Origin of the sequence: Marinobacterium sp. MBR-109 (assembly GCF_040547565.1) — a bacterium.
GTDB lineage: Bacteria > Pseudomonadota > Gammaproteobacteria > Pseudomonadales > Balneatricaceae > Marinobacterium.
This window is the reverse complement of the sequence record NZ_JBEPPZ010000002.1, coordinates 70,187-90,074: the sequence shown is the minus strand read 5'-3', so window position 1 is coordinate 90,074 and position 19,888 is coordinate 70,187. Positions and strand designations below refer to the sequence as shown.

Here is a 19,888-nt window from a genome sequence, read left to right as displayed (position 1 = left end):
AGGCGTTAAAGACTTCGGCGAGCCAGCACCCAGCGTGCAGCAAACGTGCCCACCACAAAAGCGATTACGACGGTAATGATATCACTGTCAGCAAAACTCAGTGAAGCAATCATCGGACCGGGGCAGTAACCAGCAAGCCCCCAGCCTATGCCAAACAGAATACCCCCGATAATGATGCGATTATCAATTTCAACCTTGGTCGGAAGCCTGAAAAATTCAGCCAGCAGCGGGCGCTTTCGCTTCAAAATCAACGGTGTCACCAGCGCATTTACCATCAGGCCGCCAGCCATTACAAACGCCAGCGATGGGTCCCAGCTGCCAAAGATGTCAAGAAAATTGGTTACCTTGGCGGGATCGACCATCTGAGAAAGCCCAAGGCCAAAACCGAACAGTGTACCGGCAGCAAGTGCGGCCAGCAGCTGTTTCATGGATTGACTCATGCGGCACCTCCCATAAGATGGCGCACAACATATACAGTCACAATCGCACTGCCCATAAAGCAGAGAGTTGCCACCAGCGAGCGCGGACTGCGTCGTGCAAGGCCACAAATACCATGCCCACTGGTGCAGCCAGTACCAATCTGAGTGCCTATACCGACCAGCAAGCCCGCAACAATCAGTACAGGCTTGTCGACAACCGCGGCAATATGCTGCACCCCAACCCCCAACCCGGACCACTGGTAGATAAAGCCACCAAGGATAAGACCAAGAATGAACACAATCCGCCAACTGATATCAGCACGGGACTCAGGATAGATAATACCGCCCGCAATACCGGAGATACCGGCCACGCGCCCTTTCGCAAGTAGCAGGAACGCAGCCGACAAGCCGATTAAAGCCCCTCCGAGCAACGCGGGAACAGGAGTAAAGTTTATGATCGTCATCAATGGAAGCTGCCTTGAAGGTTGATACATAGATTAGTTAACACTCATATAAAGAGAATTATCCCTTAACTGGTGAAAAGTGCAAGCTGGAGAAGCAGGGAAGGGCAGCAACAGCCTTTGCCACAGCGTCTACACTTCAGCCATAACCAAAAAACAAGGAGACCGACATGTCACTGGCAGAGAAACGCTGTATACCGTGCCACAGTGATACATCAGCACTGACACGAGAAAGCGCCGAGCAGTACCTTGAACAGGTAAAGGACTGGTCGTTTTCAGACAATTCAAGCCGCATCTATCGAGAGTTTATGTTTCCTGACTTTAAAACTGCACTGGGATTTGCAGCGCATGTTGGAGAGCTGGCAGAGGAGGCCGGCCACCATCCAGAAATATGCTTTGGCTGGGGACATGCCAGGGTTGAGATATGGACACACAAGATTGGCGGTTTGCATGAAAATGATTTCATCTTGGCAGCACGAATAGACAATCTAAAAGAGACATAGATTCAAACAGTTATAGCGATAATAGATAACTAACATTAGAAGCAACCGATTAGAAAAAGCTCAAATCAACGAGCATTTCAGGCGGCTATTTGAGAATTCACGCTACTGGAAAGCCGAGTGATAAGCTCAAAAAAGCGGGCTCTGCAATCGCCGATACTGCCGAGAGTGTTAACGAACGCGTGATGCACCAGCTCAGAAGCAACTCGCCCAATCAGGCTTTTCTTGGGGATTTCCCGCAGGCAGTAGATGATGCAGTCATGAGCAGCTCTGAAGCGCATCAGAACCAAATGCTGCAGATTCTCAGTAACCCACAGGTCGCACAAGGCTTTGCTCGAGTGGTATTTGACATGCTGCTTAACAAATATAACTAATTAATATCAATATATTATGCTAATAACATGAGAATCCACGTTACCAAGAAGTTAGCCGATAAGCTCAAGAAAACAGGCTTTGCGATTGCAGGTGCGCCTGAAGACAGCCCATCTATATTGGGTGACTGGCATGCCAATATCACCACGATTCAGCGTCGTCAGTGCCTGGTGTTTACACACGACCAGACCCGATTTTCGTTGACACTGATCGGCGTTACTCAGAAAGAGCTAAAGGCACTGACGTTCTGGTTCAGCGATATGCTGGCCAACACCATGCTAAAGCTGGGCTATCCTGCAGATTTGATGGAACGTGCCGTGAGCTCATTTAGTGAACTCAGCTTCGATACACAGTGCAGCCGCTCAGTTCAAGGAACGCTGCGGAACATGATCCGGGACCTGGAATCGTTTACGTGGGACGGCACACAGATCACTGACTTGGCACCATACTCGATTTCCGCAAGGCTCTGTGAACGTCCATGCAGCATCAAGGGTATGAAAGAGCTGGACTGCCTGTGGCCAGCCAAAGAGATGCAGAAGCTACTGGAGCAGTTACCAGACCCACATGAGACACTTCACTGATTGATCGGATCAGTCCAGAATCACGCCAATCACAAATCGTCACCAGCTTGCACGGAACGACACTCAACCCACGAAACTGAAATCTTCGACGCTCTCCGCACGAGCTGGTTAAGGCTTAATCACACCCGAAAATTCTGCTCAGCGTTTTGCGCTCGAAAAAGCAGGATCTCATCGTATCGGCAGTTAACGGTTTTGGCGGGACAGGGCGAATCAGCCTGTAGGCCAGGCGCTGTCTAGCATTGAGCTTTAGTACGTAAGATGAGACTGATCTCACAGTAAAATACAAATAACAAACCTTGGCCACACCCGAAAACCCTCAGTCACTGTATTTAACATAATATACATTATACGAACTTATTTATTGCCGCAAGAAAGGGCTTCTGGCCTCAGTGAGTACTTATTTATGCATGGTATATTTCGTGAGGATTTTCCAGATAATTGCAGATCAGGCCTGGATGCAGCTGGATCAGTTCGTCGGTCAATTCAGACTGTACGACAAACATGGGGTGACACGGAGAAAGATCGGTTTTAGCCAGCACCTCATACAGATGCCCTCTCGTTAGAACGCGTGTATTGTGGTCAATCAGATCCGCCTCAAGCTGCACCAGCGAGCCCACATCAATCTCATTCCAGAGATGAAGTGACTCCAGCATCATGTCAGCCACGAAGTCTACCGAGGTATCAGGGTACGGACTCATAATGATCACCTCCTGCAGCAAAAGCCTGCAGTCAGTATAGACCCGATCAGGCCTGGATGATTCCGGTCCGCAATGCGAGGTGAATGATTTCAGAGCCATTGGTAAGACTAAGTTTGCGCAGGATGTTAGCGCGGTGCGAATGAACCGTTTTGGGACTGAGAAAGATGGTTTCAGCAATGGCATTCACGCTGCGCCCTTCTGCCAATAACGTGAAAATTTCGAGTTCACGCCGGGTCAGCTGCGCAATGGGAGAATGCTCAGGCGGTACATTTGCATCCTGGCCAATCTGATCACTGACCGATTTGGAAAAGTAGCTACGCCCACCATAGATTTCACGCACGGCATGCACAAGCTCATCCTGGGCACAGCGTTTGGTGACATAGCCCTTCACCCCGGCATCAGCAACACGGGCCGGATAGGGACTGGCCTCCCAGATTGTCAACACCAGAATACGGGCATGGGGGTCCAGAGCCAAAATACGCTTGATGGCATCAAGGCCACCAGTCGTCGAGGTCGCCTCTACGGTCGCACTGTCAGCAGGCATGGCGAGATCCATCACAACCACATCAGGCGATAGTTCCTGATACAGTTCAAAAGCCTGCCTTCCATTTTCAGCCTCAGCCAAAATCTCCATATCCGCCTCTTTCAACAACATATGCTGAAATCCAGCACGGACGATCGAGTGATCATCAACCAGCAATATGCGGATAGTGTCGCCCATTTCAGCTCCTGTATGTTGATCAATACGCGCAGGAAGAATACCAGAACCACCCTGCCAACTCATCATTCAGGAGTTACCCTTTGGTATATTCCCCTATGCTGTCAGCCCCTCGGTAAACACCGGAGGTGTCAACATCTACAGCCTCTGCCGAGAGACAAGCGCTGTTATCAAGGTGGGCCGGCACCGCTACCAGCTCATCACTGAAACCGATCAGTCGAATTCCTTCCTTATCACAATGAGAAAGAACACGCTCCAGCGCTTTCAGGACTGCTTCCTGGCGATCACTGAATCGATCCAGCTTTTCGACTTCATGCCTGCGGCGACTGGTGACCGTACGCAACACATAGTCGCCAGCATCCAGCAACTGAATCGTGAGCCCTGTCAGCTTTTCTCGCACCAGCACAGCCTTGGCGACCTCGAACAAGGCCTCGTCAGAGCAACTCACCTGATCGCCCGGTGAACAGGCACGCAGGCGCTCAGTCACTTCCTGCACACCGGTATCGCTGGATAAATAAAATTCCATAATTTCAATTCATTAAGGAAACAAGTTAATAAACTGGATCATCAATCATTCAGCCTATTCCGCAATCGGGCATTTTCCTGGCTTAGTCGATCACCAAGTTCGCGCAAGCGTTGAAGCTCTTCCTCCTGCATCCGCGAACGCACGCGAAGCTCAATCATCGCCTCAGATTGACCACCACTGTCGGCACCGATGTGCTGCAACTGGCGCACCTCGCGATGAGCAGCATCACGCTCTACCGTAAGCTTCAACTGCTGCTCTTCCAGCTCGAATACTCGCTTCTCGAGCTCACGCTTCTCCTGGGCCAACTGCTCACAGCGATCAAGCAATCTCGCATTCTGGCCTTGAGCATCTGCCAGCGCCCTCTCGCCACCACTGCTCTTTTGTTGCACCGACTGCAACAGCTCCTGCTGCTTCTGCTCAAACGCCTGCTTTTGCTCCAAAAACTGATGCTCGGCATAAGCCAGGGCGCGATCCCAGGCCTGATTGGCCAGCGTCAGAACCGGCTCGGGAAGCTCCGGGTGTTCGTTTCGGCGAGAAATGCGCTGCGCAAGAGTATGCCACCAGTCGTTCAAGGCACGATTGATCGTTGTCAGGCTACCGCTACCCAACCTGTCACGCACATTTTGCTGTGTTGGCCTGATTCCCTCTTCCAGAAGCTGGTCGGCCACCTCAATGACCCGACTATGTGTATCACTTTTCTTGGGCATATAGTACGCAATATGTATTGAATGATATGTATTGATTTAAGCCAATTAAACGCTTCGTTGCCCGGAAACGCAAGTCGCACATACCCTGATCTGCCAAACTCATCTAAGATGCTGTAAAGCCGACAAAAAAGGAGCAACAATCATGGCTATACGCATTGCAATCAATGGCTACGGAAGGATTGGCCGTAACATCCTGCGCGCACTCTACGAGAGCGGTCGCGAGCATGAATTTGAAGTGGTCGCAATCAACGATCTTGGCGACAGCGCCATCAGCGCCCACTTGACCGAATATGACTCCGTGCATGGTCGCTTCATGTGGCCAGTCCGTGCCGATCAGGATTGTTTGATTCTTGGAGAACATTCCATTCCGATGCTGCGCGAAGCCGACCCGCACGCCCTGCCCTGGCGCGAACTGGGTGTTGATATCGTACTTGAGTGCACAGGTCGGTTTACAGACCGCGAAAAGGCCAGTATTCATTTGCAGCAGGGAGCTGGCAAAGTACTGGTTTCAGCACCTGCCAAGGGAGCCGATGCAACCGTCGTCTTTGGTGTGAACGAGTCAACACTCACATCAGAGCATCGAGTCGTATCAAACGCATCATGCACAACAAACTGCCTCGCACCCATTGCAAAAGCCCTGAATGATACGATTGGCATCCAGCAAGGCCTGATGACAACGATTCATGCCTATACCAATGATCAGCATTTGACCGATGTTTACCACACCGACCTGTATCGAGCCCGAGCAGCCGCCCTGTCCATGATTCCAACCAAGACCGGTGCCGCCAAAGCCGTAGGCCTGGTACTGCCGGAGCTCGATGGCCGACTTTCCGGCCTTGCCGTACGCGTCCCAACTCCGAACGTTTCACTGGTTGACCTGACCTTCACCGCCAACAGGAACACTACCGTCGAGGAGGTTAACGCAATCATGCAGCGAGCAGCAGAGGCCAGTAACGGAATTATCGAGTACAACAGAACCCCTCTCGTATCGATTGATTTTAACCACCACAGCGCCTCTTCAATCTTTGACAGCCTTCAGACTCAGGCGCTTGGCAATATGGTTAAGGTATTTGCCTGGTATGACAATGAGTGGGGGTTCTCCAATCGGATGCTGGATACAGCCAGCTGCATGCATATAGCCTCCTGAACCTCTTGATCGGAAGCGCGCATTTCGTTTGACTTTTTCCCTAAGCAACGGGAGAATGCGCGCTCAACGCATTGATTGAAAAGACTCCTCCCTTCAGTCATTTGCAAAGCCCCGATGGTGAAATTGGTAGACACAAGGGATTTAAAATCCCTCGGCCTTTGGCTGTACCGGTTCGAGTCCGGTTCGGGGCACCAGCCGCAATCACACTTTCTTAAAACCCGCCTGAAGCCAAAAGCAATCAAGCCTTTCTCATTGCTTTATATCAGACCGACGCTTCATTATATTGACGCCACTACGTCCCAACAGACTTAACCCCGCACCTTCTGAATAAGGCTTGCAGGTGATCTGTCGCCTATATACAATTCATGCCAGTGCTTCTTATCTGCTGCACGCCGCCTGAATCCAACACCTTTTTTTATTCTCTGTACCGGATGTACACTTAACGTGATACTGACTTGTCAGGAACTATATTGGTATGAGTGAAGCCGAATTGCCTGCCTATTTAATGAGCTTGGAGCCAGAACAACTGGAGCAGGTTCGCAAAATGCTCCTTCAGCGTCTTGAGGAGCAACAACAGAAGAAACTCAAGCAGCGCTCTCTCCCCCCTGCCTTTCATGACCTCGATGCCCTTGCAGCCAATACCGGACTTGATTTGTCCAGCCTGATGCGTGACATCAAACGCCGTAGCTGATACGAATGGTTGCCTTATTCCCTGCAGAAGCTATAATCGCCGCATCGCAGGAGAGAGGGTTTACACCCCGCCGAAGGCGCAAACTCCCATAATCGCTCAGGCTCAGGTACTGCGATCACACACATCTACGTCGACTGGAGAGCGGTCAGCCAGAACTGACCCACCGAAGGGGCAACACGCTCAAAGCGTGCAAACTCTCAGGTAACCGGACAGAGGGAGAGACGGATAAACACCCAAACGGGAGGTTTACACGTGCTCACCTATATTTACATTCTTGCCATCACCGCAGAAGCCATGTCCGGCGCACTGGCCGCAGGCCGTCGTAACATGGACATCTTTGGTGTAAGTGTTATCGCTTTTATCACCGCATTAGGTGGCGGCACAATACGTGACATGCTACTTGGACACTTTCCCGTGTCCTGGACGCAACACCCTGAATATATCTACCTCACGGTTTCGGCCGGACTGGTTACCATTGTGATCGCCCGCTTCATGCACCACCTGCACAGAATTTTTCTGCTGCTGGATGCCATGGGGCTTATTGCATTCACCATCATTGGCTGCAATGTAGCGCTTGAGCTCGGTTACAGCACACCGATAGCCGTCATGGCCGGCATGATAACAGGGATATTCGGTGGTATTCTGCGCGATGTACTGTGCCAGCGAGTACCTGTCGTATTTCGACATGAGCTTTATGCCAGTATTTCCTTACTGGTTGCCCTGCTTTATCTTCAGCTGGAACAAATGGGATTAAACCACGATCTTAATCTGGCTCTTTCTTTCGCCACCGGCATTTTGATGCGAGTTGCTGCCATATACTGGCACTGGTCACTGCCGGTATTCCGCTACGCTCCCGGGCGCTGGAAATAACAGATACATACATACGGGCGAGCGTCAGCTTGCCCTTTTGGAACGACTGATTAAAACGAAAACAGAAATTGCATAAGCGCTTAAATAAACGAAATGCGGTGAATATATTGGGATTTTAACACGAACGGGGGGATTTTGATGGATCCATTCCTGTCAGGTGCAAAAAATCACCTGACAGGAATGGAGGCTGGAGTCGGAATCGAACCGGCGTACACGGAGTTGCAGTCCGCTGCATGACCACTCTGCCATCCAGCCATCACCGTTGAGATTGGAGCGGGAAACGAGACTCGAACTCGCGACCCCGACCTTGGCAAGGTCGTGCTCTACCAACTGAGCTATTCCCGCGCCTCAACAGTGGTGCGTATTATAGAGAGATCCCGCAGGGTGTCAACCATAATACTGAAAAAAATTTGCTTAAATATTAACCACTTACTTCAAATATCGTCACTCAGGTGCGGCCATGCTGCACGCAGGTAAAGCACCATTGACCACAGCGTCAGCGCCGCTGCGCCGTATAGCGCAACAATCCCCAGCCACGACAGCGGACTGTACAACGGCATCGCTATCAGGATCAGAATCGAGACCATCTGCAGTGTTGTCTTGATCTTGCCGATATTCGATACCGCCACACTGGCACGGGCACCGAGCTCGGCCATCCACTCACGCAGCGCCGAAATGACAATTTCTCGCCCGATGATGACAATCGCCGGAACAGTAACCAAGGGCGAGGCAAACACCTCAACAAGCACCACCAACGCAGCCGCCACCATCAACTTGTCCGCAACAGGGTCAAGGAAAGCACCAAAGGGAGAGGCCTGATCAAGCTTGCGAGCCAGATAACCATCAAACCAGTCAGTAATTGCAGCCAAACCAAAAATGGCGGAAGCCGCCCAGGGCGACCAAGCATATGGCAGATAATAAACCAGTATGAAGACCGGAATCAGGACGATGCGAAGCAGCGTCAGTAGGTTGGGTAATTTTATAGTGTGCAAGCGAATGTCCCGTTACTTCCTGCTTCAACTTTCGGGGTGGAGCACGGCATAAATTTCCTGTGCCAGCGTCCGACTTATAGTAGAGACTTTTGCAATTTCTTCAACACTGGCCCGCTCGACTTCCTTGACCCCACCAAAGTGTTTCAACAGCTCGCGCCGGCGCTTGGGACCCACTCCCGGGATCCCTTCCAGTGTCGATTTGCGGCGAGCCTTGCCACGCCGAGCCCGATGTCCGGTAATGGCAAATCGATGCGATTCGTCACGAATATGCTGCAGCAGATGCAAAGCGGGCGAATCTGATGCGAGCACTGTCTCTTCGCCACTATCCCCTCGGATCAGCACTTCAAAGCCCGCTTTACGCGTCGGCCCCTTCGCCACACCTACGACCAGCACCTCGTTAATTTGTAACTCCTCCATAACCGCCATCGCCTGAGCAACCTGACCCTTGCCACCATCAATGATCAACAGGTCCGGCAGCACCCCCTCTCCCTTGCGGACACGGGTGTACCGACGACTCAGGGCCTGGTGCATGGCCGCATAATCATCCCCGCCGGTAATGCCTTCAATATTGAAACGCCGATAATCCGACTTCCGTGGGCCCTCTCGGTCAAAGACAACGCAGGACGCCACCGTAGCCTCACCCGAGCTGTGACTGATATCAAAACACTCAAGTCGCTGCGGTATTGAGTCCAGCCCCAGCGCATCCTGCAGAGCCAAGTAGCGGTTATAGATATTCTGCTTGCTCGCAAGATGACTGCCCAACTGCTGCTCAGCATTGGTCTGAGCCAGACGCTGCCAGCCGGCACGATCACCTCGCACCCGCGACATGATGGCCATCTTACGTCCCCGTCGCTGCTCCAGTGCCTGCTGAATACAGTCCTGATCCGGCAGCTCAACGGGCACAATTACGGCGGCCGGAATCTCACGCGGGCCGCTTAAATAAAACTGTGCAATAAACGCAGACAACACCTCTGCCGGCGTATCTTCTATCGACACCCGGGGGTGGTATACCTTGCTGCCGATAACGCGCCCGCCCCTGACAAACAGAGCATGAACACAGACCCCACCAGGCTGAACCGCGCATCCCAGCACATCCGCATCACCACTTTGCCCACTGACAAACTGTTGCTCCTGAACTTGTTGCAAAGCACTGATCTGATCACGCAGACTGGCAGCACGCTCAAACTCCAATCGAGCGGCAGCGTCATCCATCTCCCGTGCAAGCGTCTGCATCAACTCGTGATTACGCCCCTGCAAAAACTGCATGGCGTGGTCAAGATCCTGACGGTACGCATCTTCACTGATCAGGCCAACACAGGGCGCAGTACAGCGTCTGATCTGGTACTGCAGACAGGGCCGAGAGCGATTACGAAAGAAGCTGTCTTCACACTGGCGAATGCGAAACACCTTCTGCAACAGGCTCAGACTCTCCTTAACAGCCCCGGAGCTGGGATAGGGCCCAAAATAGCGCCCCTTTTTGCGCCCCGTTCCACGCTGAAACGCAATGGCCGGGAAGGCATCACGATCACTGACAAAAATATAGGGGTAGGATTTGTCATCGCGCAGGAGGATATTGTAAGGGGGGCGCTGTTGCTTGATCAGATTTTGCTCGAGCAACAGCGCTTCCGTCTCACTGCCGGTGACCGTAACTTCAATACGGCGGATACGCGCAACCAGTGCCTGAGTCTTTGTGCTCAAACCACTGGAGCGAAAATAGCTGCTGACCCGGTTCTTGAGATTTTTGGCTTTACCAACGTAAAGAATCTTTCCGTCGGCATCATACATCTGATACACGCCGGGCCGCTGGGTCAGCCGACGCAGAAAGGCTTTACTGTCAAACCCTTCAGCGCTATCGAGAACTGAGCCGCGCTGTTCTTCAGCTGACTTCATTCAGGTTTTTATTGGCATCCATGTGCAGATGGGTAGCTTCACGATGAATAGCCTCAAGTTGCTCTCGAGTTGCGTCAAGAATCCCCGCTCCCCGGGAAAGCGACACCTCAAGATAAACGCCGATTTCAGCATAGTAGTACAGGCGCGCATCAAAGCTTTGCGCCCGTTTAAGCTTGCTGAGAGAGATCTGTGCACCATTTACCAGGATGGTATTGATGTCATTGTCAGACAGTAACGGATGGCGCTCTCGATCGCTCGGCTGTGCAACCGAAGCAGCCTGACGCCGGCTGTTGATGGTTGTCATCTGATCCCTCCTCAACCTGATTAGAGGCCTACTTTGCCTCTGAAAAAACTCAGGCGGCCGAAGCCGCCTGAAAGCCTGTTACTTCTGCTGCTGCGCCCGGGCCGCATCCTTGGCGATTTCGCGCTTCAGGAAGCGCACACCAAAAAACGTCATTGCCAGCATTGCCGCTACAATCGCAATACTCGGCGCGAATGAAATCATGCTGTATTTATCGATATTCAACATAGAAACCGTTCCTCAATCGTTGTAATAATCATATTCGCACCACGGGGCGAAAGAACGGCATTATCTGCAGTTCAACTGCCTTTCTCAAGCCTTTTGATCAGACTTGATGTATCGAGGCGACCATCACCTTCAGCCTGCAGGTCAGCATAAAACTGGTCAACAAGGGCCGTAACCGGCAAGCGGGCACCATTGCGCCGAGCCTCCTCAAGCGCAATACGAAGATCCTTGCGCATCCAATCCACAGCGAAGCCGAAATCATAACGATTGTCGAGCATGCTCTGATGACGGTTCACCATCTGCCATGACCCGGCAGCGCCATGCTGAATTACATCAAAAACAGCCTCACCCTCAAGCCCGGAGCGCTTAACGAAGTGCACAGCCTCGGCCAATCCCTGCACCAGCCCGGCAATGCAGATCTGATTGACCATTTTGGCAAGCTGACCACTTCCCGCTTCACCCAGCAGACGATGGGACTTGGCATAGGCGTCCAGCAGTGGCGACACCCGGGTGTAGTCACCCTCCGCTCCGCCAATCATTACGCTCAGCGCACCATTTTCGGCGCCGGCCTGGCCGCCCGAAACAGGCGCATCAAGAAAGCCGCAACCCTGCCCCCTTGCCTGCCGATCCAGCTCTCGCGCCACCTCAGCCGAGGCTGTGGTATGGTCAATCAGAACAGAGTCCGGCGAAAGCGTTTTCAGGACACCTTTCGACCCAATCGTCACTTCACGCAAATCATCATCATTACCCACACAGGTAAAGGCGAACTCAACACCCATCGCGGCATCAGCCGGTGTTGCCGCCGACCGGCCGGGATAGGTTGCACACCAGTGTTCGGCCTTGCTCCGGGTGCGGTTGTAAACGCATACATCATGCCCGGCACGTGCCAGGTGCCCTGCCATCGGAAACCCCATGACACCCAGGCCGATAAAAGCAATTTTAGCCATGTGCCCCTCCTACTCAGCGTAAGCAGCCGATGCAGCCTGCGCCGCCACACCAGCATGAATATCAGCCCCAAGCTCAAGCAGCGTATTCTCGAGCGCATCAATACACACCATGACGTGGCGTCGTGTGCAAGAGCTGCCCATAAGACCGATGCGCCACACTTTACCTGCCAGAACCCCCAGTCCTGCACCGATTTCCAGCCCGTAACGCTCAAGCAAAAGCGAGCGAACACGGGCCTCATCGATACCCTCAGGCACGGCAACCGAGTTCAACTGAGGCAAACGAACAGCTGCATCAACCGTAAAGCGAAGCCCCATCGCCTCAAGCCCTGCGCACAAGGCGCCATGATGATGCTGATGGCGCTTCCAGGCGTGCTCAACCCCTTCCTCCTGCAGCATGACAAGAGACTCATGCAAGCCGTACAACGCGTTAACCGGTGCCGTATGGTGATAGGCACGCTTTTGCCCGCCTCCCCAGTACCCCATCACCAATTTTTTATCAAGGAACCAGCTGGGAACACGACTCTCTCGCTGCCGTACTTTTTCAAGCGCACGCTCACTGAAGCTGACGGGGGAGATTCCGGGTGGAGCCGACAGGCATTTTTGAGTACCCGAATAGAGGGCATCTATCCCCCAGCCATCAACTTCAAGCTCGATTCCACCCAGGGAGGTGACGGCATCAACGATACTCAGACAGCCGTAATCTCTCGCCATGCGGCAAAGCGCCTCGGCATCGGAGCGGACACCGGTTGAAGTTTCGGCGTGCACAAATGCAAGCAACTTGATGTCGTCATGTTGCTCCATCAACGCCCGAACTTTCTCCAGACTGACCGCCGTACCCCATTCATCTTCAACCATAAGAGCGATACCGCCGAAGCGCTCAACGTTCTCTTTCATTCGACCGCCAAACACACCGTTCTGGCAAACGATGACCTTGTCACCCGGCTCCACCAGGTTAACAAAGCACGCCTCCATCCCCGCTGAACCCGGTGCCGAAACAGGCATTGTCAGCTCGTTCTCAGTACGCAGGGCATACTGCAGCAACTGCTTGATCTCATCCATCATGCCAATAAAGGCGGGATCAAGATGACCAATGGTCGGGCGCGCCATTGCCGCAAGCACACGCGGACTGACGTCAGAAGGCCCTGGCCCCATAAGGGTTCGCAGCGGAGGATGGAAAGAACCGATCATACCAATATCCTTTGATAACAATTAATTATGATTATTACTTCGTGTTATTTGTAGCTCTTGCAGCGATCCGTTTTACAATCGCAATCACCATTTCGGCCGAATGCTGCGCCGCCTTCTCAAGAAACTGCTCGAATGACAGATTTGACTCCTTGCCGGCAATATCAGAAAGCGCACGGATGACAATAAATGGTGTACCAAACTGATGGCAGGTTTGAGCAATAGCAGCCGCTTCCATCTCAACAGCCTTCATGGACGGGAATAAAACGCGGGTACTCGCCACACGCTGTGGACAGTTCATGAAGCTGTCTCCCGTTGCGATCAGGCCCCGAACCGTGTTGACATGCGGCATCTGCGCAATGCACTCCTCTGCCATACGCGCCAGCAAAGGGTCGGCCGTGAAGGCTGCAGGCAACCCGGGCACCTGGCCAGGTTCGTAGCCAAATACTGTTACATCCACATCGTGATGACGGACTTCATCCGAGATCACGACATCACCCACATCCAGTGCAGCATCAAATCCCCCGGCCGAGCCGGTATTGATTACACAGTCAGGATTGAATTGCTGTAACAGCAAAGTGGTACCAATCGCAGCGTTAACCTTGCCGATACCTGACTTGAGCAGCACCACCTCAACCCCGTCCAGCATTCCAGTGTAAAAGGGATAGCCGGCCACCATGCAGGTGTCGGCATTTTGCAGGGTATTTTTGAGCAACTCGATCTCTTGATCCATTGCACCAATAAGGGCAATGCGCGGGGGACGGGTCAGATTTTCAAGTGCTTCGGCAAAGGAGGGCTTTGTTGTCATTGAGATAGCGCTTCAGAGTTCGATATGGCGGAAAAAACTCATGCTACCACGACCGGTCCAATACGCAATTTAGAACCGCACAAAACCCGCCACTCTTACCACCATTACCGCCGATCCACACAATAAAATATAAAAATACAAGATACATACTTAAGTATTATAAATACAAAAAGATGCCGGAATTTATTTCAATAACCGCCGCAATATTTGATTGACACGGTCAGACAACCGTATAGAATGAATTTCAGCTTGAAAGTAACGCATATATTTACGTACGACCATTTCGAAGTCCTGCCTTGTAGTTAGTACTCGTCCTGAGATTCATAAGTAGATAGCAACTTTTAGAGCAAAACCGCCTCGACATTGTCCTGGCAAAAAAATATTTGAAATTTAGGATAGATCATCATGTCTACTACTACCGGCACCGTTAAGTGGTTCAACGAAACTAAAGGCTTCGGCTTCATCGAGCAGGAATCCGGTCCGGACGTCTTTGCTCACTTCAGCGCTATCCAGGGCTCAGGCTTCAAAACCCTGCACGAAGGCCAGAAGGTTGAGTTCAAGGTTACTCAGGGCCAGAAAGGTCCTCAGGCTGAGAACATCGTTCCGCTGTAAGTTCACTCTTACTGCTGAATCTGAAAAAAGCGACCATGTGTCGCTTTTTTTGTATCTGCCTTTTACACTTTTAAACCCTGAACAGCCTGCTCAGGCAAGACATCCCGGAAAACCGAGACGCCCCACCCTGACACATCAACCTGCAGCCGCAACCGCGCGCGGACGACGAGCACGACGGCGAGCATGCGCACTGCCTGCGGGCTTCTGACCATCCTTGTGCTCTACCTTGGGCTTGCGGGCGCCCCGCTTCTGATCTCCACCACGCTTTGACGCAGGCACTCGAGTGCCCGCAGGCGGCAGCGGATGCACAGGCTCGAAGCCTTCAACTTCCTGGCGTTCGATGGTCTGCCGCGTCAGGCGCTCAATACCAAACAACAGATCAGCCTCGTCGGCACACACCAGCGAAACAGCCTGGCCCGAGGCACCAGCTCGCCCGGTACGACCTATGCGATGCACATAATCTTCAGCCACGTTTGGCAGCTCGAAGTTAACCACCTGTGGCAACTGGTCGATATCCAGCCCGCGAGCCGCGATATCAGTTGCCACCAGTACCTCTACCGTACCGGATTTGAAGTCAGCCAGCGCCTTGGTGCGCGCACCCTGGCTTTTGTTGCCATGAATGGCGGCCGACTTGACACCGGCATCGTCCAGAAACTTGGCCAGCTTGTTGGCACCATGCTTGGTTTTTGTAAACACCAACACCTGCTTCCAGTCATGCTGACGAATCAATTCAAGCAACAGATCCGGCTTACGCTTTTTATCAACCGGACTCAGCCATTGCCTGACTGTATCCGCCGTGCTGTTGCCGGGACTGACCGACACCTCAACCGGATCATTTACAATACCCTTCGCCAGCTTGCGAATCGGATCGGAGAAGGTGGCTGAGAACATCAGGTTCTGACGTCGAGCCGGCAGCAGCGCCATGATCTTGCGAATATCATTGATAAAGCCCATATCCAGCATACGGTCGGCTTCATCCAGCACCAGAATTTCAAGGTGGTTGAAGCGGATGGCATTTTGCTGGTACAGGTCCAGCAGTCGCCCTGGAGTTGCCACCAGAACATCCACCCCACCGCGCAACTTCTGCATCTGAGGATTGATCTTGACACCACCAAACACCACTGCAGAGCGCAGCTTCAGGTTGCGTCCATAGGTTTCAACACTTTCACCCACCTGGGCAGCCAGCTCACGGGTTGGAGTCAGTACAAGCGCGCGCGCCTGATTGGCACCCGCAGGCTTTCCACCCACCAGGCGCTCCAGCATCGGCAGAGTGAATCCGGCCGTTTTACCGGTGCCGGTTTGAGCGGCCGCCATCACATCACGGCCCGCCAGCACAGCAGGAATCGCCTGCAGCTGGATGGGAGAAGGGGTGTCGTAGCCCTGATCAGCTACTGCTTTCAGCAACGGAGCAGACAGCCCCAGAGAAGCAAAACTCATGCAACATTAATCTCTTTAAGTACAACAGGGATAACCAACAGACTGGAATAGCCTGACGGAGATGTGAGGTGTAACAGGTGTAATTGGAAAGTTACTGTCCGCTAGCTTACCCTAGATACCACTCAACAGCCATCTGAATCTCATCCAGTACCTGTCAGGTGTTCACACCTCTGCTATCATATCGCCAAGAGCGTTACATCCGGCACCGCATCAAAAACCTCCTGCGTTACTGGATATTTAAATCTTATATTTTTGTTTCTAAAGGGCTTTTAATGAACGTTGAATCATTCAATTTCAATCACACCAAAGTCATTGCTCCCTACGTTCGACTCGTTGGCGTCACCGAAGGCAAGCAGGATCGGGTGCATAAATATGATATTCGGTTCTGTCAGCCCAACAAGGCACACATGCCGATGCCTTCTCTGCATTCACTGGAGCACATGATTGCCGAGTTGATACGCAACCACCTTGATTGCGTGCTGGACTTCAGCCCCATGGGTTGCCAGACCGGCTTTTACCTTTCAGTCATGAACCATGACGATTACAACGAAATTCTTGAAGTACTCGCTCGCACACTTCAGGACGTGCTGGACGCAACCGAAGTACCGGCCTGCAATGAGCTGCAGTGTGGCTGGGCTGCAAGCCACGACCTGGAAGGCGCCAAGTCCATTGCCCGTGAAATGCTCAACCACCGCAACGAGTGGCCGCAGGTATTTGCCGACGAAAACGACCCAGACAACTGGCTGTCCTGATACCCAAGCCGGTCAGCTCAGAGTCGTCACGCTGCTGCTGACCGGATAATCCTGCTCCCAGCCAAGGCGCTGGAACAATGTCTCCACATCCTTGCCGACGCCTGCCTCGATCTGCATTCTCTGCCCCGTCACCGGATGCTCAAATTCTATCGCAACAGCCATCAGCAGCAGACGATGCGAATCCAGGTACTCACGAAACAGTCGATTGTGACGCCCCTCCCCATGTTTGGTATCACCGACGATGGGGTGCAGAATATGCTTCATGTGACGGCGAATCTGGTGTTTGCGCCCGGTTTTCGGCTTGACCTCAACCAATGAATAGCGCGCTTCAGGGTAGCGCCCCACCGCAATCGGCAGAGATACGGTTGCCAGTCGCCGGTACTCGGAGACCGCCTCTTTCGGTTCCTTGTCCGGACTTGCCAGCGGATCCGCATATTTGTCATGAATGGGCTTGAGCGCATAGTCGATCACCCCGGCCTCTTCCGTCCAGCCTCGCACTACACACAGATAGGTCTTGTGAATACTGCGTTCGATGAACTGCTGCTGCAGATGCTGACCGACTTCCTTTCGACGTGCGAACAGAATAACCCCCGAGGTTGCACGATCAAGACGATGCACTGTATGGACGGTTTCACCCGGATAGCGCTGCTTGAGCATGGAGACAAGATTCGGAGTTCTGGCCGGCGCAATCCAGCTGGGATGAACCAACAACCCCGCCGGCTTGTTAACAGCCACAAGGTATTCATCTTCATACAGAACAACGAGTTCAGTCGGGTCAGTCACAGGCTACTCTTGGCATCGGCGGGAGGAGAATCGAATAGACAAAATTCTACCGGGAATCTTTTTGCAGTTAAACGGTCGAAACCTGCGTGAATCCCAATTAGAATCCGTTATCAGTACCGATGGACACCAACAAGAGGTTAATGATGGATAACGTTCGCACACTCGAAGGCCGCTCTCAACAGGCGGTACTGGAGACCAACAAGGTCATCCGTAACACCTATATGCTGCTGGCCATGACACTGGTATTCAGTGCCGTGACAGCGGGTATCTCCATGGCAATCAACCCTCCGTTCATGGTGTATCTCGGCAGTGTGATTCTGAGCTTCGTACTGCTGTTTGTCATTAACCGCAAGCAGAACTCGGCGGCTGCACTGCCCCTGACTTTCGCTTTCACCGGCCTGCTTGGTTTCGGCCTGGGGCCGCTGCTTAACCACTACCTGGCACTGCCAAACGGCGGTCAGGTGATCATGACCGCCATGGGCATGACCGCCATCACGTTCCTGGGACTGTCAGCCTATGTACTAAGTTCTCGCAAGGACTTCAGCTTCATGGGCGGGTTTCTGGCTGCAGGTTCCATCATTCTGATCGTGGCGATGCTGGCCCTGTTTGTACTGCCGCTGTTTGGTGTGGACATTTCCGGCATCAGTCTGGCGTTTTCGGCCGCTGTTGTGCTGTTGATGTCAGGCTTCATTCTGTATGACACCAGCAACATCGTGAACGGCCGCTATACCAACTACATCATGGCTACAGTTGGCCTGTACCTGAGCATTTACAACCTGTTTGTGCATCTGCTCAGTCTGGTTGGCGCTTTCAGCGACGACTGATCATCGGCTGCCATCAAGCCCCGCAAATCTGTTAAGATTGCGGGGCTTTTTTATGTCTGGTTGCCACAATGAAATTCACCCTTGTTATTCACTCAGCCCCCTACCAGTCCGCATCGGCCGATACCGCGCTGCGTTTTGCACGCGCACTGCTGACAGGCGGTCATGAGCTTTACCGCGTGTTTTTCTACCGCGATGGCGTGCATAACGCCAGCGCACTGGCGTCACCACCACGAGATGAGCACTCCGTGCCACTGGCGTGGCAACAACTGGCGCAGGAGCATCAGCTGGATTTGGTGGTCTGCATTGCAGCCGCCGTACGCCGTGGCGTTCTGGACGATAACGAGGCCAAGCGATATCAAAAACCGGCGGCCAACCTGGCGTCCGGTTTTGAATTGTCAGGACTGGGACAATTAAGCGAGGCACTGATCCAGTCAGACCGGGTTATCACCTTCGGAGGACGTGGATGAACAAGCCCAACGTACTGATCATCTGCCGGCGCGCACCCTACGCATCATCCGCCGCCCGCGATGCCATTGATGTTGCACTCAGCTGCGCACTGTTTGAACTGCCCGTGACACTTCTGTTGCTTGACGATGCGGTACTGCAGCTTTTGCCAGACCAGCAAAGCGGTCGCATTGGCCAGAAAAGCCCCAACGCCATGCTGGGAGCACTGCCGATGTACGATATCGATCAGGTCTATACCAGCACACAAAGTCTGGCTCTACACGGCCTGGAAGCCTCACGGCTTGATCCTGCCCCTGTTGTGCTGGATCAGGACGAGGTGCGGGCTTTGATGGCACGACACTCTCGGGTTATAACGCTATGATTCTGCACACTCTGAACACCTCCCCATCTGATCGCACTGCCCTCCAGACCTGCGCTGCCAGTCTGAGCGAAAACGACACACTGCTGCTGATTGAAGAGGCCGTCTACTGGCTGCTGCCACATCACAGGAGTGAGCTGACGCGACTGCCCGCACGCATTGTGGCACTTGAGCCTGACCTGCTTGCACGGGGTATCACCCCAGATGGAGTCAGCTGTGTGGACGATGCCGGATTCGTTGAACTGGCGGTAAACCATGATAGTGTCATAAACTGGTTTTGATATGACAACACTAATTATCAACGGAAGCACTGTGGAGCTTGACGAAGAAGGCTATCTTTATGATCCCTCACAATGGACTCCTGATGTTGCATCATATTTGGCACAGAAGCTGGCAATTGAGTTAACGGATGCGCACTGGGAAATCCTGTATCTGCTGCGAGACTTTTACCGGCAGTACCAGCTATCCCCGGCCATGCGCCCCCTCGTTAAAGCCGTCAGCCAACAGCTCGGCAGGGACAAGGGGCGCAGTATCTATCTGATGCAGCTGTTTCCAGGCAGCCCTGCCAAGGTCGCCGCGCTGCTTGCCGGCCTTCCCAAACCTGAGAACTGTCTCTGAC

General features: G+C 52.9%; 28 protein-coding genes, 3 tRNA genes and 2 riboswitches. Of the genes, 14 read left to right on the top strand and 17 right to left on the bottom strand.

What is annotated here, in order from left to right; translation table 11 throughout:
- Positions 1–5: 5 nt before the first annotated feature.
- Together ABIE60_RS03475 and ABIE60_RS03470 are read right to left on the bottom strand one after the other, a co-directional pair.
- Positions 6–440 (bottom strand): DUF6691 family protein, encoded by a 435-nt coding sequence (locus ABIE60_RS03475; protein WP_354467793.1) that lies wholly within the window; start codon positions 438–440, stop codon positions 6–8.
- Positions 437–883: a YeeE/YedE family protein gene (locus ABIE60_RS03470; protein ID WP_354467791.1), complete on the bottom strand. Its 447-nt coding sequence runs from the start codon at positions 881–883 to the stop codon at positions 437–439. Before ABIE60_RS03470 ends, ABIE60_RS03475 begins: the two co-directional genes overlap by 4 nt.
- A gap of 167 nt (positions 884–1,050) precedes the next feature.
- On the opposite strand from ABIE60_RS03470, the gene ABIE60_RS03465 reads away from it, so the two are divergent.
- The 3 genes from ABIE60_RS03465 to ABIE60_RS03455 all read left to right on the top strand — a co-directional run bounded on the left by ABIE60_RS03465 (position 1,051) and on the right by ABIE60_RS03455 (position 2,333).
- A complete protein-coding gene (locus ABIE60_RS03465; protein WP_354467789.1) occupies positions 1,051–1,383 on the top strand; it encodes a 4a-hydroxytetrahydrobiopterin dehydratase in 333 nt (110 codons plus the stop codon).
- Between the two features lie 89 nt (positions 1,384–1,472).
- Positions 1,473–1,754 (top strand): hypothetical protein, encoded by a 282-nt coding sequence (locus tag ABIE60_RS03460; RefSeq protein ID WP_354467788.1) that lies wholly within the window; start codon positions 1,473–1,475, stop codon positions 1,752–1,754.
- 27 nt (positions 1,755–1,781) lie between these two features.
- Positions 1,782–2,333, top strand: a complete 552-nt coding sequence (locus tag ABIE60_RS03455; protein ID WP_354467786.1) for a DUF6933 domain-containing protein — start codon at positions 1,782–1,784, stop codon at positions 2,331–2,333.
- A 401-nt stretch (positions 2,334–2,734) separates the two neighbouring features.
- On the opposite strand, the gene ABIE60_RS03450 is transcribed toward ABIE60_RS03455, so the two are convergent.
- From ABIE60_RS03450 to ABIE60_RS03435, 4 genes are read right to left on the bottom strand one after another with little or no spacing between them, the layout of a single operon-like run.
- Positions 2,735–3,031, bottom strand: coding sequence for a hypothetical protein (locus ABIE60_RS03450; RefSeq protein WP_354467784.1), 297 nt, complete (start codon positions 3,029–3,031; stop codon positions 2,735–2,737).
- 46 nt (positions 3,032–3,077) lie between these two features.
- On the bottom strand, positions 3,078–3,818 hold the full coding sequence (locus ABIE60_RS03445; protein WP_354467783.1) for a response regulator: 741 nt from the start codon (positions 3,816–3,818) through the stop codon (positions 3,078–3,080).
- Between the two features lie 7 nt (positions 3,819–3,825).
- A complete protein-coding gene (locus ABIE60_RS03440) occupies positions 3,826–4,275 on the bottom strand; it encodes a response regulator (protein ID WP_354467781.1) in 450 nt (149 codons plus the stop codon).
- A gap of 41 nt (positions 4,276–4,316) precedes the next feature.
- Positions 4,317–4,982, bottom strand: coding sequence for a DNA-binding protein (locus tag ABIE60_RS03435; RefSeq protein ID WP_354467779.1), 666 nt, complete (start codon positions 4,980–4,982; stop codon positions 4,317–4,319).
- Between the two features lie 142 nt (positions 4,983–5,124).
- Here ABIE60_RS03435 and gap point away from each other — a divergent pair, with 142 nt between their 5' ends.
- The 4 genes from gap (at position 5,125) to ABIE60_RS03415 (ending at position 7,690) form a co-directional block, all read left to right on the top strand.
- The gene (gene gap, locus ABIE60_RS03430) at positions 5,125–6,129 is read left to right on the top strand and encodes a type I glyceraldehyde-3-phosphate dehydrogenase (RefSeq protein WP_354467777.1); all 1,005 of its coding nucleotides are present in this window, start codon (positions 5,125–5,127) and stop codon (positions 6,127–6,129) included.
- 108 nt (positions 6,130–6,237) lie between these two features.
- Positions 6,238–6,323: transfer RNA gene (locus tag ABIE60_RS03425), tRNA-Leu, on the top strand.
- A 281-nt stretch (positions 6,324–6,604) separates the two neighbouring features.
- Positions 6,605–6,820, top strand: coding sequence for a hypothetical protein (locus tag ABIE60_RS03420; protein ID WP_354467776.1), 216 nt, complete (start codon positions 6,605–6,607; stop codon positions 6,818–6,820).
- Between the two features lie 37 nt (positions 6,821–6,857).
- Positions 6,858–6,942, top strand: a riboswitch (glycine riboswitch).
- A 2-nt stretch (positions 6,943–6,944) separates the two neighbouring features.
- Positions 6,945–7,043, top strand: a riboswitch (glycine riboswitch).
- A gap of 29 nt (positions 7,044–7,072) precedes the next feature.
- Positions 7,073–7,690 carry a trimeric intracellular cation channel family protein gene (locus ABIE60_RS03415; RefSeq protein ID WP_354467775.1) on the top strand — a complete coding sequence of 206 codons (618 nt, stop codon included), beginning with the start codon at positions 7,073–7,075 and terminating at the stop codon, positions 7,688–7,690.
- 181 nt (positions 7,691–7,871) lie between these two features.
- Here the strand turns inward: ABIE60_RS03415 and ABIE60_RS03410 are convergent.
- From ABIE60_RS03410 to mtnN, 9 genes are all read right to left on the bottom strand, one after another.
- Positions 7,872–7,945: transfer RNA gene (locus tag ABIE60_RS03410), tRNA-Cys, on the bottom strand.
- 14 nt (positions 7,946–7,959) lie between these two features.
- Positions 7,960–8,035: transfer RNA gene (locus ABIE60_RS03405), tRNA-Gly, on the bottom strand.
- Between the two features lie 89 nt (positions 8,036–8,124).
- Complete coding sequence (gene pgsA, locus ABIE60_RS03400; protein WP_354468205.1) at positions 8,125–8,673, bottom strand: CDP-diacylglycerol--glycerol-3-phosphate 3-phosphatidyltransferase; 549 nt, start codon at positions 8,671–8,673, stop codon at positions 8,125–8,127.
- 33 nt (positions 8,674–8,706) lie between these two features.
- A complete protein-coding gene (uvrC, locus tag ABIE60_RS03395) occupies positions 8,707–10,572 on the bottom strand; it encodes an excinuclease ABC subunit UvrC (protein WP_354467774.1) in 1,866 nt (621 codons plus the stop codon).
- Positions 10,559–10,876, bottom strand: a complete 318-nt coding sequence (locus ABIE60_RS03390; RefSeq protein WP_354467772.1) for an excinuclease ABC subunit C — start codon at positions 10,874–10,876, stop codon at positions 10,559–10,561. Before ABIE60_RS03390 ends, uvrC begins: the two co-directional genes overlap by 14 nt.
- Positions 10,877–10,954: 78 nt before the next feature.
- Positions 10,955–11,101: a hypothetical protein gene (locus tag ABIE60_RS03385; protein ID WP_354467771.1), complete on the bottom strand. Its 147-nt coding sequence runs from the start codon at positions 11,099–11,101 to the stop codon at positions 10,955–10,957.
- A gap of 71 nt (positions 11,102–11,172) precedes the next feature.
- Positions 11,173–12,045 (bottom strand): NAD(P)-dependent oxidoreductase, encoded by an 873-nt coding sequence (locus ABIE60_RS03380; protein ID WP_354467769.1) that lies wholly within the window; start codon positions 12,043–12,045, stop codon positions 11,173–11,175.
- A 9-nt stretch (positions 12,046–12,054) separates the two neighbouring features.
- Positions 12,055–13,233 carry a pyridoxal-phosphate-dependent aminotransferase family protein gene (locus ABIE60_RS03375; RefSeq protein ID WP_354467768.1) on the bottom strand — a complete coding sequence of 393 codons (1,179 nt, stop codon included), beginning with the start codon at positions 13,231–13,233 and terminating at the stop codon, positions 12,055–12,057.
- 34 nt (positions 13,234–13,267) lie between these two features.
- On the bottom strand, positions 13,268–14,038 hold the full coding sequence (gene mtnN / locus ABIE60_RS03370; RefSeq protein WP_354467766.1) for a 5'-methylthioadenosine/S-adenosylhomocysteine nucleosidase: 771 nt from the start codon (positions 14,036–14,038) through the stop codon (positions 13,268–13,270).
- 405 nt (positions 14,039–14,443) lie between these two features.
- Between mtnN and ABIE60_RS03365 the strand changes: the two genes are divergently transcribed.
- A complete protein-coding gene (locus ABIE60_RS03365) occupies positions 14,444–14,650 on the top strand; it encodes a cold-shock protein (RefSeq protein WP_091824050.1) in 207 nt (68 codons plus the stop codon).
- 135 nt (positions 14,651–14,785) lie between these two features.
- Here the strand turns inward: ABIE60_RS03365 and ABIE60_RS03360 are convergent, their stop codons facing one another.
- Positions 14,786–16,087 carry a DEAD/DEAH box helicase gene (locus ABIE60_RS03360; protein ID WP_354467764.1) on the bottom strand — a complete coding sequence of 434 codons (1,302 nt, stop codon included), beginning with the start codon at positions 16,085–16,087 and terminating at the stop codon, positions 14,786–14,788.
- 272 nt (positions 16,088–16,359) lie between these two features.
- Between ABIE60_RS03360 and ABIE60_RS03355 the strand changes: the two genes are divergently transcribed.
- The gene (locus ABIE60_RS03355) at positions 16,360–16,839 is read left to right on the top strand and encodes an S-ribosylhomocysteine lyase (protein ID WP_354467762.1); all 480 of its coding nucleotides are present in this window, start codon (positions 16,360–16,362) and stop codon (positions 16,837–16,839) included.
- Positions 16,840–16,851: 12 nt separating this feature from the next.
- On the opposite strand, the gene ABIE60_RS03350 is transcribed toward ABIE60_RS03355, so the two are convergent.
- Entirely contained in the window at positions 16,852–17,622 is a 771-nt protein-coding gene (locus tag ABIE60_RS03350; protein WP_354467761.1) for a pseudouridine synthase, read from the bottom strand.
- A gap of 143 nt (positions 17,623–17,765) precedes the next feature.
- On the opposite strand from ABIE60_RS03350, the gene ABIE60_RS03345 reads away from it, so the two are divergent.
- From ABIE60_RS03345 to ABIE60_RS03325, 5 genes are all read left to right on the top strand, one after another.
- Positions 17,766–18,446 carry a Bax inhibitor-1/YccA family protein gene (locus ABIE60_RS03345; RefSeq protein WP_354467760.1) on the top strand — a complete coding sequence of 227 codons (681 nt, stop codon included), beginning with the start codon at positions 17,766–17,768 and terminating at the stop codon, positions 18,444–18,446.
- A gap of 68 nt (positions 18,447–18,514) precedes the next feature.
- Complete coding sequence (tusD, locus tag ABIE60_RS03340; protein WP_354467759.1) at positions 18,515–18,913, top strand: sulfurtransferase complex subunit TusD; 399 nt, start codon at positions 18,515–18,517, stop codon at positions 18,911–18,913.
- Positions 18,910–19,272, top strand: coding sequence for a sulfurtransferase complex subunit TusC (tusC, locus tag ABIE60_RS03335; RefSeq protein ID WP_354467757.1), 363 nt, complete (start codon positions 18,910–18,912; stop codon positions 19,270–19,272). The genes tusD and tusC overlap by 4 nt, the downstream gene beginning before the upstream one ends.
- A complete protein-coding gene (tusB, locus tag ABIE60_RS03330; protein WP_354467755.1) occupies positions 19,269–19,550 on the top strand; it encodes a sulfurtransferase complex subunit TusB in 282 nt (93 codons plus the stop codon). Before tusC ends, tusB begins: the two co-directional genes overlap by 4 nt.
- 1 nt (position 19,551) lies before the next feature.
- Positions 19,552–19,887: a TusE/DsrC/DsvC family sulfur relay protein gene (locus ABIE60_RS03325; protein ID WP_354467754.1), complete on the top strand. Its 336-nt coding sequence runs from the start codon at positions 19,552–19,554 to the stop codon at positions 19,885–19,887.
- Position 19,888 lies beyond the last annotated feature (1 nt).